At 57.8% G+C, this 14,240-nt stretch carries 15 protein-coding genes; 4 read left to right on the top strand and 11 right to left on the bottom strand.

Annotated elements, in window-relative coordinates; all coding sequences use genetic code 11:
* Positions 1–67: 67 nt before the first annotated feature.
* Positions 68–1,129: a zinc ABC transporter substrate-binding protein gene (locus C8029_RS11785; RefSeq protein ID WP_009572324.1), complete on the bottom strand. Its 1,062-nt coding sequence runs from the start codon at positions 1,127–1,129 to the stop codon at positions 68–70.
* A 100-nt stretch (positions 1,130–1,229) separates the two neighbouring features.
* On the opposite strand from C8029_RS11785, the gene C8029_RS11780 reads away from it, so the two are divergent.
* Genes C8029_RS11780 through C8029_RS11770 form a run of 3 tightly spaced genes read left to right on the top strand, consistent with a single transcriptional unit; the run spans position 1,230 to position 3,288 of the window.
* Positions 1,230–1,718, top strand: coding sequence for a Fur family transcriptional regulator (locus C8029_RS11780; protein ID WP_009572323.1), 489 nt, complete (start codon positions 1,230–1,232; stop codon positions 1,716–1,718).
* Positions 1,715–2,485: an ATP-binding cassette domain-containing protein gene (locus C8029_RS11775; protein WP_009572322.1), complete on the top strand. Its 771-nt coding sequence runs from the start codon at positions 1,715–1,717 to the stop codon at positions 2,483–2,485. The genes C8029_RS11780 and C8029_RS11775 overlap by 4 nt, the downstream gene beginning before the upstream one ends.
* Positions 2,482–3,288, top strand: a complete 807-nt coding sequence (locus tag C8029_RS11770; RefSeq protein ID WP_009572321.1) for a metal ABC transporter permease — start codon at positions 2,482–2,484, stop codon at positions 3,286–3,288. Before C8029_RS11775 ends, C8029_RS11770 begins: the two co-directional genes overlap by 4 nt.
* Here the strand turns inward: C8029_RS11770 and C8029_RS11765 are convergent.
* From C8029_RS11765 to C8029_RS11720, 10 genes are all read right to left on the bottom strand, one after another.
* Entirely contained in the window at positions 3,273–4,742 is a 1,470-nt protein-coding gene (locus tag C8029_RS11765; protein WP_009572320.1) for a mannitol dehydrogenase family protein, read from the bottom strand. The genes C8029_RS11770 and C8029_RS11765 overlap by 16 nt on opposite strands.
* A gap of 7 nt (positions 4,743–4,749) precedes the next feature.
* The gene (locus C8029_RS11760) at positions 4,750–5,523 is read right to left on the bottom strand and encodes an L-iditol 2-dehydrogenase (protein ID WP_009572319.1); all 774 of its coding nucleotides are present in this window, start codon (positions 5,521–5,523) and stop codon (positions 4,750–4,752) included.
* Complete coding sequence (locus tag C8029_RS11755; RefSeq protein WP_009572318.1) at positions 5,520–6,524, bottom strand: ABC transporter ATP-binding protein; 1,005 nt, start codon at positions 6,522–6,524, stop codon at positions 5,520–5,522. Before C8029_RS11755 ends, C8029_RS11760 begins: the two co-directional genes overlap by 4 nt.
* Before the next feature lie 24 nt (positions 6,525–6,548).
* Positions 6,549–7,379 (bottom strand): carbohydrate ABC transporter permease, encoded by an 831-nt coding sequence (locus tag C8029_RS11750; protein ID WP_009572317.1) that lies wholly within the window; start codon positions 7,377–7,379, stop codon positions 6,549–6,551.
* A 10-nt stretch (positions 7,380–7,389) separates the two neighbouring features.
* Entirely contained in the window at positions 7,390–8,262 is an 873-nt protein-coding gene (locus C8029_RS11745) for a carbohydrate ABC transporter permease (RefSeq protein ID WP_009572316.1), read from the bottom strand.
* Positions 8,263–8,351: 89 nt separating this feature from the next.
* A complete protein-coding gene (locus tag C8029_RS11740) occupies positions 8,352–9,662 on the bottom strand; it encodes an ABC transporter substrate-binding protein (RefSeq protein WP_009572315.1) in 1,311 nt (436 codons plus the stop codon).
* Between the two features lie 110 nt (positions 9,663–9,772).
* Positions 9,773–10,744 (bottom strand): sugar-binding transcriptional regulator, encoded by a 972-nt coding sequence (locus tag C8029_RS11735; protein ID WP_009572314.1) that lies wholly within the window; start codon positions 10,742–10,744, stop codon positions 9,773–9,775.
* Positions 10,731–11,417, bottom strand: a complete 687-nt coding sequence (locus tag C8029_RS11730) for an HAD family hydrolase (protein WP_009572313.1) — start codon at positions 11,415–11,417, stop codon at positions 10,731–10,733. The genes C8029_RS11735 and C8029_RS11730 overlap by 14 nt, the downstream gene beginning before the upstream one ends.
* Positions 11,418–11,494: 77 nt before the next feature.
* Positions 11,495–12,328, bottom strand: coding sequence for a GNAT family N-acetyltransferase (locus C8029_RS11725; protein WP_152002945.1), 834 nt, complete (start codon positions 12,326–12,328; stop codon positions 11,495–11,497).
* The gene (locus C8029_RS11720; protein ID WP_009572311.1) at positions 12,325–13,011 is read right to left on the bottom strand and encodes a GntR family transcriptional regulator; all 687 of its coding nucleotides are present in this window, start codon (positions 13,009–13,011) and stop codon (positions 12,325–12,327) included. Before C8029_RS11720 ends, C8029_RS11725 begins: the two co-directional genes overlap by 4 nt.
* A gap of 252 nt (positions 13,012–13,263) precedes the next feature.
* On the opposite strand from C8029_RS11720, the gene C8029_RS11715 reads away from it, so the two are divergent.
* Positions 13,264–14,238 carry an ABC transporter ATP-binding protein gene (locus C8029_RS11715; protein ID WP_152002944.1) on the top strand — a complete coding sequence of 325 codons (975 nt, stop codon included), beginning with the start codon at positions 13,264–13,266 and terminating at the stop codon, positions 14,236–14,238.
* Positions 14,239–14,240 lie beyond the last annotated feature (2 nt).

Below are 14,240 nucleotides of genomic sequence, written 5' to 3'. Positions count from 1 at the left end.
CTTGGGATGTAAATCCCCAAGGCCGGTCAAACAAGGGCGCGACCCCATGCGCCGCGCCCTTTTTTTACTATTCTGCGGCGCAGCTGGCAAAAGCCGCCGCAACCCCTTGGATCAAATCGCCGTAAAACTCCGCACCGGGGGTGATTGCAACGCCAAGCGGGTCGATCACGGCGGATTTGGCCGAAGTGCCATCCAATACGGTTTCGACCAAAGCGGCGCTAAATTGCGGCTCAGAAAACACGCAGGTGACGTTTTGCGCTTTGATCTCGTCCTGAATCTCGCGGATGCGCGCGGGGCTTGGTGCCGAGGCATCGCTCAAAGAAATCGCCCCAGCGGCAGAGAGACCAAATCGGTTTTCGAAATACTGGTAGGCATCATGGAAAACGATGAACTTCATGTCCTGCAAAGGCGCCATCTCGGTTGAGATGGTTTGGATCATCTCGTCCAACTGCGCCTGAGCCGTGGTGGCATTGGCGCGATAGGTCTCGGCATTGTCCGGGTCGAGCGCCGCCAGTTGCGTGGCGATCTCGCCCAACCAAATTCGACCATTCATCGGGTCCAACCAGCTGTGCGGATCATGGCTTTCGCCCGCGTGGTCATGATCTGCATGATCGTCGCCTGCGTGATCATCATGCGCAATGTCATCGCCTGCGTGATCATCATGCGCATGGTCATCGTCTGAGTGGTCATCATGTGCATCGTGGTCATCGTCATCCGCATGATCATCATGCCCCTCTTCCCCATGTACATGCTTTTCAAACGTCGCACCCTCGCGGAACGGCAGCTCAACAGCCCCGTCAAGTTCCGCCAACGGAACAGACACGGCTTCCGGTGCAACCTTTCCGACCATTTCTGCCAGCCAGGGCGCTAGCTCCGGCCCGGTCCAAAGCACCAGATCGGCAGATTGCAACGCCTCTGCATCAGAAGGGCGCAGGGCGTAATCATGCGGCGAAGCCCCTTGGCGCATCAACGCGACGGGCGCACCGAGATCGCCCATGACCAGCGCTGCAAGCGACTGGATCGGGGCGATGTCAGTGACAACATTGGGAACCTCGGCCTGTGCGGCGGCGGTGATCACGGCAGCGGTGGAGCAAAGCGCCAAAGCAAAAAGGGAGGGGCGAAGGGTCATGACAGCCTCAAACGTTATGTTATTACATCAAGCGCCTTGATAAAGAGCATGCTATAACATATCAAGCCCTCACAGCCAGATTCTTAGAAAAGACCGCGCCATGGACCCGAACACCGTTGGATTTGCCAAACACGATCACGACCATTGCATCAGCGATGCCATCACAGCGGCCGACCGGATGTGCCGCGATGCCGGATTGCAACTGACGCCTGTGCGCAAACGCGCGCTTTCCATCTTGTTGGAAGAACATCGTGCGCTTGGCGCCTATGACGTGTTGGCGCGGCTCTCCGAAGAGGGCTTTGGCGCGCAACCTCCGGTGGCCTACAGGGCGTTGGATTTTTTGACCAAACATGGCTTGGCACATAAAATCGAGCGCCTGAATGCCTTTATCGCCTGCGCCCACCCCAACGAATTGCACACGCCTGCCTTTTTGATCTGCACGACCTGTCACGCCGTAGCCGAGGCGGAAACCGATCCGTCCCACAGTCTGCTCAGCCAGATCGCAGAAACCACCGGTTTTACGATCGCGCGCGCCGTTTTGGAGGCCGAAGGCACCTGTCCAAACTGTCGTGAAAAGGCCGATAAATGAGCCTGATCACCCTTGCGAACGTCAATGTGCGCCTTGGCGGGCGGACAGTGTTGGAAGACGTATCGCTGGCGTTGGAACCCGGTGAGATTGTCACCATCGTTGGGCCGAATGGGTCGGGTAAATCCACGCTCTTGCGCACCATCATTGGCGCGATAAAGCCCTCCGACGGCATGGTTTTGCGCCAAAAAGGGCTGAAAATCGGCTATGTGCCGCAAAAGCTGCATATTGATCCCACCTTGCCCCTCACCGTGCGGCGGTTTTTGTCGCTGCCCAAACGTGTCAGCGATGATGACGCCCATACTGCGCTTCACGACGCAGGTGCGGGGCATCTGTGTCATCACCAAATGACGGATCTTTCCGGTGGACAGTTTCAACGTGTCTTGCTGGCCCGCGCGCTTCTCTCAAATCCAGATCTACTGATCTTGGATGAGGCCACGCAGGGACTGGATCAACCCGGATCGGCAGATTTCTACACCCAGATCGAAGCGGTGCGCCGCGACAAGGGCTGTGCCATCTTGATGGTCAGCCACGAGTTACATGTCGTCATGGCGGCCTCGGATCGGGTGATTTGCCTCAATGGCCACGTCTGTTGCCACGGCACCCCCGAACATGTGGCTTCCGCCCCAGAATACCGCGCGCTCTTTGGCAACGGAACCCATGGCGCGCTGGCGCTCTATCGCCACGAACACAGTCATGAGCATTGCGATCATGATCATGATCACGCCCCTCAGATCGGCGCACACACAGATGAGGAGCAAAGCGCATGAGCCTGCTTGATGATTTTATGGTGCGCGCCATCCTTGCGGGCCTCGGCCTTGTGATCGCGGCGGCCCCTTTGGGCTGTTTCGTGGTCTGGCGGCGGATGGCCTATTTTGGCGACGCCACCGCCCACGCCGCAATTCTCGGCGTTGCCTTGGCGCTGGCGTTCAACGTGTCGATTTTCGCCGGTGTTTTGGTTGTGGCTTTGATCATGGCCCTGGCGGTCTCAAGCCTGAATGGCCGCGGCTTTGCCATGGACACGCTCTTGGGCGTGATGGCGCATAGTTCCCTGGCCTTTGGCCTTGTTGCCGTGTCCTTTGTCCATGGTGTGCGGGTCGATTTGATGGCCTATCTGTTCGGCGATATTTTGGCCGTGGGGCGAAGCGATTTGGCGGTGATCTGGGTCGGGGCCGCTTTGGTCAGTGGGCTTTTGTATTGGCGCTGGTCGGCACTTTTAACCGCAACGCTGAACCCGGATTTGGCGATGGCCTCTGGCGTCTCGCCCAAACGCGAACAATTGATCCTGTCACTGGCACTCGCCCTTGTGGTTGCGGTCGCGATCAAGGTCGTTGGCACCCTGTTGATCGCCGCCATGTTGTTGATCCCCGCCGCCGCCGCCCGCCCTTTCGCACGCACGCCCGAACGCATGGCGGTGATTGCCATGGTGATCGGCGGTATCGCCATTTTTGGCGGAATAGAGGGCGCTTTTGCCTTTGATACGCCAACAGGGCCAACCATCGTTTGCGTGGCGGCCCTGTTGTTTACATTGGCAAATCTGGTCCGCGTGTTGCGCGGTCAGTCTGCGAGATAAGCGGCCAAAGCGGCCTCTGTACCCTCGCTATAAATCAGTGTCAGCCAGTGGGTGAAAGCGTCTGCGAACCGAGGCTCTTGGCTCAGATCGCCATAAATATGGCGCATCGACAGCCAAGCCGTCGGGTCAGATTTTGCCTTGGCTGCCATCGCGGTGAGATCGGCCCAAAACGGATCGTTCGGCGCAATCTCCGACCCGTCTTCGCGGGTGCCAAGGCAATAGCGCGCCCAGAGTGCGGAGACGAGGGCAAGGCCAGTGACCGGGGTGCCTTTGGCCAAACCATCGCGGATCGAAGGCACAATAAAGCCCGGATGCCGCGAGGAGCCGTCAAAGGCCACGCGCCGGGTTGTGTCGATGATTTTCGGGTTGGAAAACCGCGCTTTGATCAGATCGACATAGGCTTCTGGCGTGAATTCCGGCACCGCATGGACATGCGGCATGATCTCCTCTCGCTCGACTTTTTCAAACAGCGCGGAGATCAGCGGATGGGCCATACAGCCGGAAATCGTCTCGACAGACAGCAACTCTCCGGGGTCAGAAATCACCTGATGACCGCCATTGAGAATGCGGATTTTCATCGTCTCATAGGCGTGAACATCCTCGGAAAACGTCGCACCCGCGCGGTCCCAATCCGGGCGTCCGGCGCAAAACGCATCTTCGATCACCCATTGGCGAAAGTTTTCGTGGCTGACCGGCACGGCATCATCGACGCCAAACCCCTGCGCCAGTGCGATCTCCTTTGGTCCGGTCGCGGGCACGATGCAATCAACCATGGCATTCGGAAAGGTGCAGTGCGTATTGATCCAGTCCGCGAGTTCCGGGTCAGACAGGCGCGCCAATGAGACCACCGTTTGCCGCAGCACATGACCATTGCCCTGCAAATTGTCACAGGATTGCCCGGTAAAAGGGCCAATCCCACGATCCCGGCGCCGTTTCAAAGCGGCGACCATCGCCCCAAAGGCCGTGCGCGGCTGCCGCGGTTGGGCGGCGTCATGGACGATGTCGGGATGGCTGGCGTCAAAGCCTTTGGTTGCCGGGTCGATGAAATACCCGCCCTCTGTGACCGTCAGGGCGACGATGCGAATGTCTGGCTGCGCCATGCGTTCGATTAAGGCCCCGTTGCCCTCTTCAATTGGCACATAGTCGATCATCGCGCCAACCACCTCCGCCGACGATCCGTTCGGGTCCAGTTCGATCAGAGTGGTCAGGTAATCCTGCGCCGCCAATTTACGCCGCATGTCTTCGTCATAGGGCCGCACGCCCGCGCCGACGATGGCCCAAGAATGCGCCAATCCCTGTTGCATCAAACGATGCAGATACCACGATTGATGCGCGCGGTGAAAATTGCCCAGACCGATGTGAACGATACCGGCCGAAAGGCGCGCGCGATCATAGGTCGGAACCGTGATTGCATCTGGCAAAGAGGCGAGCGTTGCGTTTGAAAGTGTCTTCATCTGAACCTCAGCTCATCCACTGGCCGCCATCGACGTTATACGTCTGGGCGACAATGTAATCGGCCTCATGCGTGGCGAGGAAAATCGCCATTCCGGTCAAATCAGAGGCCCGGCCCATGCGGCCATAAGGCACTGCATCACCGACCTCTTTTTTCTTTTGACCCAAAGGCTTGCCCTCATATTTCGCAAAGAACGCATCAACCCCGTCCCAATGCTCGCCATCGACCACGCCGGGGGCGATCGCGTTGACATTGATGCCATGGGAAATCAGGTTCAGCCCCGCCGATTGGGTCAGCGAAATCACCGCCGCTTTGGTGGCGCAATAGGTGGCGACAAGCGCCTCGCCGCGCCGTCCGGCTTGCGACGCCATGTTGATGATCTTGCCGCCTTTACCGCGCGCGATCATATGTTTGGCGACCGCCTGCATCGTGAACAACGTCCCGCCAACATTGATGTCAAACAGGCGGTGAAAATCGTCGCGGGTGATCTCGACCAAAGGTGCAGCCGAAAACAACGCGGCGTTGTTGATCAGGATATCGATCCCGCCCAACGCCTCAGCCGCCTGCACGACCGCCGCGTCAATGCTATCTTGCGAGGCCACATCCATTTCAACCGCCACGGCCCCCTGCCCCAACTCTGCGGTGGCCTCACGCGCGCGGGCGATGTTGATGTCAGCGATGGCGACCCGCGCACCCTCCGCCAGATAGGCCTTGGCGAATTCATAGCCGATGCCGCGCGCCGCACCCGTGATCAGCGCGGTCTTTCCTGAAAGCCTGTTCATGCGATGCGAAGCCCCTGTGCGTCAAACCGATGCAGGTGCGCGAGGTCGGGCGTCAGATAGATCGTATCGCCATAATAGAGCGCCACCTCGCCCGAAGCCCGCACAGTCAGCGGATCATGGAACCCCTCAACCGTGACGTGGAAAAACGTATCCGACCCCAAATGTTCCGACACGCCAACCGTGCCTTTCCATGCCCCCGCATCCGATGAAATCGCGATATGTTCCGGTCGGATGCCGATGGTGGTGGCGCTGTGTTTGTCTGCCTCGGGGCCCGTCAAAAGGTTCATCTTGGGCGAGCCGATAAAGCCCGCGACAAAGACGTTGCGCGGGCTGCGGTACAGCTCCATCGGCGAGCCGACCTGTTCGATCCGCCCCGCTTGCAACACGACAATTTTATCGGCCATGGTCATGGCTTCAACTTGGTCATGGGTGACGTAGACCATGGTTGTGGTCAGGCGTTTGTGCAGTTCAGAAATTTCCAACCGCATCCCGACCCGAAGTGCTGCGTCCAAGTTGGACAGCGGTTCGTCAAACAAAAACGCATCCGGTTCGCGCACAATGGCGCGGCCAATGGCGACCCGTTGACGTTGCCCCCCGGACAATTGCCCCGGACGACGGTCGAGATAATCGGTGAGGTTGAGCGCCTTGGCCGCCGCTTCGATCCGGCGGTCTTGTTCGTCTTTCGGCATCCCGGCCATGCGCATCGGAAAGGCGATGTTTTTGCGCACCGACATATGCGGGTACAGCGCATAGCTTTGAAACACCATCGCTAGACCGCGTTTGGCCGGAGGGGTTTGGGTGGCGTCCTGACCGTTGATGCGGATCTCGCCGCCAGAGACATCTTCGAGCCCGGCGATCAGGCGCAAAAGCGTGGATTTGCCACAGCCAGAGGGCCCGACAAAGACCACGAACTCGCCGTCTTCAATCGTTAAATCCAATGGCGGGATGACTTCGACATCGCCAAAAGCCTTACTGACTTTATCAAGTGTAATGCGTCCCATATGTCCGCTCCTTCTGTCGATATTTTACTTCACGGCACCAAAGGTGAGGCCGCGGACAAGTTGTTTTTGGCTGAACCAGCCCATGATCAGGATCGGTGCAATTGCCATCGTCGAGGCCGCCGAAAGTTTGGCATAAAAAAGGCCTTCAGGGCTTGAATAGCTGGCGATGAACGCGGTCAGAGGCGCGGCTTTGGCAGCCGTCAAATTGAGCGTCCAAAACGCCTCATTCCAGGCCAGAATGATGTTCAAAAGCACCGTCGAGGCGATGCCGGGAATCGCCATGGGCGTGAGCACATAGAGGATTTCCGAGCGCAACGTGGCCCCGTCCATCCGTGCGGCTTCCAAAATCTCGCCGGGAATTTCTTTGAAGTAGGTGTAGAGCATCCAGACGATGATCGGCAGGTTAATCAGGGTCAAAACGATGACCAAACCAATCTGCGTGTCCAACAGGCCGAGGTTGCGGAAGATCAGGTACATCGGCACCAAAACCCCCACCGGCGGCAACATTTTGGTGGAGAGCATCCACATCAAAATATCTTTGGTCCGGCGCGATGGCACAAAGGCCATGGACCATGCAGCCGGGATGGCGATGATCAGCCCCAACAGCGTTGAGCCACCGGACAAGACCACCGAATTCCAGAAATGGCGGAAGTAGTTTGAGCGCTCTTGCACCGTGACGTAATTCTCCAAGGTCCAGTGGAAATTGAAGAAAATCGGCGGGTCTGCGATGGCCTGCGCCTCGGTTTTGAACGAGGTCAGGATGGTCCAGAGGATCGGAAAGAAGATCGCGAGACCGACAACCCAGGCGAAAAATGTGGTGACGAGTTTGCGGTTGGTCGAAACAGAACGTGCCATGATCGCCTCCTTACGCGTCGAGGTTTTTGCCGATCATCCGCATCAGGAAGATCGCAACAATATTGGCGAGAATGATGGCAACGACGCCACCGGCGGAGCCTCCGCCCACATCGAATTGCAACAGAGATTGCATATAAATGAGGTAGGTGAGGTTGGTCGACGCAGTGCCCGGACCGCCGTTGGTGGTCACAAGGATTTCGGCGAAAACCGAAAGCAAAAAGATGGTTTGAATAAGGATCACAACGGTGATCGCGCGCGACAGATGCGGCAGCATGATGAACCAAAACCGTTTAATCCACGGCGCGCCATCCATTTCTGAGGCTTCCAATTGCTCTTGGTCGAGCGACTGAAACGCGGTCAACAGGATGAGCGTGGCGAAGGGCAACCATTGCCAGGACACAATGCCGATGATTGAGGCCAAAGGCGCCTGTGCGAGGAAATCAAACGGTTCAAGCCCGAAGAATTTGAACAGATGCGCAAACAGCCCGTTCACCGGGTTCATGAACATGTTTTTCCACACCAGTGCGGAGACGGTCGGCATCACGAAAAACGGCGCGATGACCAGAATGCGCACAATGCCCTGACCGAAAAACGGCTGATCGAGCAACAGCGCCAAAAACACACCGCCAATCACCGTGACCAAAAGCACGCCACACACCAAAAGGATCGTGTTGGTCAGCGCGGCAAAAAACGCGGGGTCCGTGAGGAAGTATTTATAATTGGTCAGCCCGGTGAATTCCTCCATGCCCGGCATCAACAGGTTGTAGCGCAGGAAGGAGAAATAGAGCGTCATGGAGAGCGGGATCAGCATCCACCCGAGCAGCAAGATCACTGCGGGGGAGATCATAATCCGGGCGCTGGCGCGAGAATGTTTCGTGGCCATGGGGTGCCTCGGTGTCTGCGTGAGGGATATGGACGGGCCGGGATTTGAGGAACCGGCCCGTCACTGGGAGAAGCGTAAAGCGGGCGCGGTTACTTGATGTAACCGGCTTTCATCATTTCGCGTTCTGTGAGTTTTTGAGCGTTATCAAGCGCTTGTTCCGCTGACATTTGTCCAGCCAATGCGGCGGAGAACTGTTGCCCCACGGCAGTGCCGAGGCCCTGGAATTCGGGGATGGCGACAAATTGGACTCCGACATAAGGCACCTCATCCACGGTCGGATGCTGCGGATCGGCAGAAAGGATGCTTTCCAGCGTCATTTTCGCAAAGGGCACTTTTTGATACTCTTCGTTCATGTAAAGCGACTGACGCGTGCCCGGAGGAACGTTGGCCCAGCCTTCTTTCGACGCAACCAAAGCGGTGTACTCTTTCGAGGTGGCCCATTCGACAAAGGCTTTCGCCGCATCGACTTTTTGGGTGCCGGCCGGGATACCGAGGTTCCACGCCCAAAGCCAGTTGCCGCGTTTACCAAGCCCATTGTCGGGAGCAAGTGCGAAACCAACGCTGTCCGCAACCGAGGAGTCGTTCGGGTTGGTTACGAAAGAGGCCGCAACCGTGGCGTCGATCCACATGCCGCATTTGCCGGTTTGGAACAACGAGAGGTTCTCGTTAAACCCGTTGCCGGATGCGCCCGGAGGGCCGTAGTTGTTCATCAGATCGAGGTAGAAGTTGAGCGTGGTTTTCCACTCTTCCGAGTCGAATTGCGGTTTCCAATCCATGTCAAACCACTTGGCGCCAAACGAGTTGGACATGGCGGTCAGGAAGGCCATGTTTTCGCCCCAGCCCGCCTTGCCACGCAGACAGATGCCGTAAACTTCACCCTCTTTGTCAGTCATCGCGGCCGCAGCCTCTTTGATGAAATCCCAAGTCGGGGCTTCGGGCATGGTCAGACCGGCTTTTTCCATCAGGTCGGTACGATACATCACCATCGAGCTTTCGCCGTAGAACGGTGCCGCATAAAGTTCGTCGTCTACAGTCAGACCATCGCGGATCGCAGGCAAAATGTCGTCAATGTCGTAGCTGTCCGGCAGATCATTGAGCGACACGAGCCAGCCACGTTCGCCCCAGATCGGAACCTCATAGGTGCCGATGGTCATCACGTCGAATTGGCCGCCTTTGGTGGCAACATCTTGGGTCACGCGCTGACGCAGCACGTTTTCCTCAAGGGTCACCCATTCAACCTCAATATCCGGGTGTTTGGCGTAAAAATCATCCATCAGACCCTGCATGCGGATCATGTCGCCGTTGTTCACGGTGGCGACGGTGATGGTCTCGGCAAAAGCGCCCGCTGACAATGCAGCAAGAGCACACGCCCCCATGAGGGTGCGGAATGTCGTATTCATGGTATCCTCCCTTACGATCTGAGCATTTGCTCATTTCATGGACCAATGCTCACTCATAAACATGGATTCTGTCAAGAGCGATTAAACAAAAGCCCTTTGGAAGGTGTTTCTTATTGAGATATGAGAGCCTTAGCTGTCCACTCATCGGTGAACAATCCGTCGATCAATCCGCCTCGCAGCGCAGCACTGAGCGCCGCAAGCTTACTCGCGCCCGCACCAATGCAATAAACTGGCATGTCTCCTTCGGGCACACGCACCCCCACCATCCGGTCATTGACGGGGTGATCAAGGTATCGGCCCTCGGCGTCAAAAATGTGACCGCAGATCTCGCCGACACCTCCAGAAGCGCGCAAAGCGGTCAGTTCATCGGCGGTCAGAAACCCATCCACATAAAGCGGCGCGTCATCCCCCATTTGACCAATCCCGACGATCGCAAGATCGGCAGATTTCGCCAATTCGCGCGAGGCCGCGACATGTGGCAGAGAGCGATACAGGTTCAGTTCAACATCATCGCGCGCCGCAACGGGCACCGACATTGGGTAATGGCGGGCCTGAATCTTTTCGGCAAACCGCATGATCACCTCATAAAACGAAGCCGAACTGTCGGGCGCAACATTGCCAATCAAAGACACAAGTTTGTGGCGCGAGCCATCGACCGCGCGCAATTGATCGACCACAGTTTTGAGCGTCCGCCCCGTGCCCAAAGCAAAGACTTTCGGCTCATCAGAGGAAAACAGCCGCTCCAGCACCGGGGCAACGAAAGGGGCGAGGCCCTGAAGCGGATCAACGCCCGCCCCAAGCCCCGGCGACACCCAAGCTGAGGTCAGACCAAACCGCGCCTTCAAGGCCCTCTCCAATTCGAGGCATTCAGCAATCGGATGTTCAATCCGCACCCGGATCAACCCCTCCGAGGAAGCCCGCGCCACAAGCCGCTGCGCCCTTTGCCGCGAAATGCCAAGCTCCTGCGCGATCTGATCTTGGGTCAGCCCACCGACAAAGGACAACCACGCCGCACGCGCCGCCAAATCGCGCGGCGAGATGTCTGTATCGTCGACGTTACCCTTAGGTTTAGCCTGCATCATGGTCGGACATGTCCTTCATAAGATTTTCGGCAGAATGAAAAAAGTCGCCATAGGATGCAAATATACGATGGGCCTGCGAAGGTGCGGACGCTTCGAGATCCAGTCCCATCAGGTGACTTCCGCCGACAAACCGCCACACGGTCATTCCCGCAGCAAGCCCGGCCTGAACCCCCGCCAAAGAATCCTCGATCACCAAACAGCGCTCGGGTGCGGCCCCGTTTTTCTGAGCCGTCAAAAGGAACATATCCGGAGCGGGTTTGCCGCGCGACACTTCTTTGGACGTCGTAGTGCGACCCTCAAACAGATCGGTCAACCCCACCATTGACAGAGATTGTGCCAGCCGCGGCGGGCTTGAACTGGTCGCCAATGCATAGGGCACGCGCAGCCGTTCGATCACCTCGCGCACCCCCGGCATGATTTTCAAATCCGCCTCAAACGCCGCCATCAACCGGGCACGGTACTCGGCCTCAAACCCATAGGGCAAGGCAATGCCAAATTCCTTTTGGATTTGATCCAGCACCACGGGATAGCTGCGGCCAAGGAAATGCCGGGCGACATAGGCGGTGTCGATGCTCACGCCATAGCCCTCGAGTTCTGAGATCAACATCCGCGCGGAAATGACTTCGCTGTCAATCAACACGCCGTCGCAATCAAAGATCACCAGATCAAACATGTCACCCCCTTCTTCCAGCCCCTCAGCCCGACACAGGGTAGCGAGGCAGGTGCGGGGAGACAATTGCAAACCGACTTTCAACCAAGTTCCATCGTCGCGATACCATACAGCGTCTGTGCCGCAAGGGGACTGGGTGGTGTGCCGCGATACATGCGCGCGGTCTCAAACGTCACCTCAAAGCCTTGGGCGATGAGTGCCTTCCGAAAGTCCTGTTGCAGATCAGGAACATCGACGATGGCATATGAGGCCCCCAAGGCCTGCGCCGCACGGCTCATCAATGCCAAAGCCGTTGCCTGATCCGGGGCAATCACCGGTCCGATCTTGCATCCGTGGCCGCACAGACGCGCCGTGGCAAAGCCGGCGATCTGACCGTCGGTCTCGCAAACAAAGCTCTGCCGTGTCTCGGTTCCCAGAAGCCATCCAGACAGGAAACGCGGGCGCATATAGCCATTGGCCAGCCGATCCAGAGTGGCAATCGCGGCAAGATCATCCTGCGCTGCAGGCCGCAGACCGACCCAGGTCACAGCAGGCAATTCCCCCTCAAACCGCGCCGTGGACCCGGTTTTGACAAAGCCGGATTTGGCATAATTGGCCTCTTGCGTGGCCACCCCATCAAGTCCAACCGTGCGCGATCCGGCGTGTTTCAACGCCTCGGTCCAAAGCGCATAACCAATCCCGCGCCCCCTGAATGCAGGTTGGCACAGATAGAGGCCCAGAAAGGCAAAATCCGCATTATGATTGACCACAGAAATCGCCGCGACGATTTGATCCTCGACCTCGGCCACATAAAACCCGTCCCCATCCGCGCCCCAAAACGCCGATGCGTCGTCCAGTCCGGGGTTCCACCCTTCTGCGGCGGCCCATTGCAAAACCTGTACCAGATCTCTTGGGGTCGCGGGTCGCAGGTTCATTTCAACGCATCTTTCAACGATTTCGCGACAGAGGGCTGATCGCGCAGATCGAGTGAGGTCAACAGATCGACCAGATGGTGTTTCATCAATTCCTCGGCCGCGTCAGGATCATTGCGTCCGAGCGCCTTGATCAACGCATCATGGGCGTGGCTTTCGCAAAGCGCCGTGCGGCGTTGCCAATACAGCGCGATGATCAGCGAGGAGCGCGACACAAGCTGGGCGATGAAGTCCGCAATGGTGGTTTGATCTGCGATCCGGGCCATTTCGATGTGAAACATCCCCGAAAGATGCAACGCGCGTCCGGTGTCGCCCGCATGCAATGCGGCATGTTCGGCGTCTATATGCTTTTGCAGGACCTTTATATCGGTCGCTTTGGCCCGTTCTGCGGCGGAACGTGCGGTGCGCGGTTCCAAAAGCGCGCGGGCCTCAAACACCTCGCGCGCCTCGCGCACTGAAGGCTGAGCGACAAAGGCACCGCGATTGCGCTTGAGTTCGACAAGGCGCTCATGGGCAAGCTGTTGCAAGGCGGCCCGCACCACGGTGCGGCTCACGCCATAAATCTCGCCCACCTCGTCTTCGTTCAGCTTCATCCCCGGCGACAGACGGTGTTCATGAATGGCTGTCGCCAGACTGTCCGCAACTTTGCCGCTACCGCCGCCGCTGTGCTCCACCATAACCTGCATCACCAATATCCTTCGTGTCTTTGTGTTTGGAGCTTTTCGCCGTGCGCCCTGATTCTCAAGCCCGTTGATTGAATTATATCGTCCACAAAATTGTATACGAATTTGGCGCATAATTAATGCACCTTTATGTACAGAGCGCCCAATCCATAGGCATTTGATGTGCGCCCCCACTGTAACTGCGAAAAAATCTTCTGCCCTGCAAAAAACCGGACAAGCGTAAACACCATTCGGACCTCAAAGGATGGATAGCACATGCGCTCTGGCAAAGATCTTGAACTCGTCACTCTGACAAAGCGCTATGGCACCACTGTCGCCGTTGATCGCATCAATTATGTCTTTGAGAATGGCAGCTATGTCTGTCTTTTGGGGCCATCTGGGTGCGGTAAATCCACGACGCTGCGAATGATCGCGGGGCATGAAAGCGTCTCTGACGGGTCTATCCTGTTGGACGGGTTCGATATTTCTCATCTCCCCCCGGCCAAACGCGGCACCGCAATGATGTTTCAAAACTACGCGCTGTTCCCGCATTTGAACGTCCGTGACAACGTGGCCTTCTCTTTGCGGATGAAGGGCATCGACAAGCCAGAGCGCCATAAGGCCGCCAATGAAATGTTGGATCTGGTGCACATGACCGCCTTTGCCGATCGCCTTCCGGCGCAGCTTTCGGGCGGACAACAGCAACGTGTCGCGTTGGCGCGGGCTTTGGTGACCAAGCCGCGGGTGTTGTTGCTCGACGAACCGCTCTCCGCCCTTGATCCGTTTTTGCGCATCAAAGTGCGAGCCGAATTGAAACGCATTCAGCGCGAATTGGGCATCACCTTTTTGCACGTCACCCATGGGCAGGACGAAGCGCTGGCGCTGGCCGATGAGATCGTGGTGATGAACAATGCGGTGATCGAACAGGCCGGCCCCGCGCGCAGCGTGTGGAACACGCCGCGCACAGAATTCGTGGCACGGTTCATGGGCGGGCATAATGTGATTTCGCTGAATGGCGCCAAGGTGGCCCTGCGCGCCGATGAGGTGACATTGGGCGAGGCCGGACTGCTCGCCACTGTGACCTCGGTCGAATATCAGGGCGCGCATGTGGCGATGACCTCGATGACCGACGCGGGCGAAGAGGTCCTGGCCCTCGTGCCCGAAGAGCAATTTTTTCAAACGCCGAAAAATCCGGGCGATGCCGTGCGGCTTGCCTGGGACGAGGGGCGGGTCCACCGCCTCCAAGCCTAACC

The organism is Roseobacter sp. TSBP12 (genome assembly GCF_009129705.1).
Taxonomy (GTDB): domain Bacteria; phylum Pseudomonadota; class Alphaproteobacteria; order Rhodobacterales; family Rhodobacteraceae; genus Celeribacter; species Celeribacter baekdonensis_A.
This window is presented reverse-complemented; position numbering and strand designations above follow the sequence as displayed.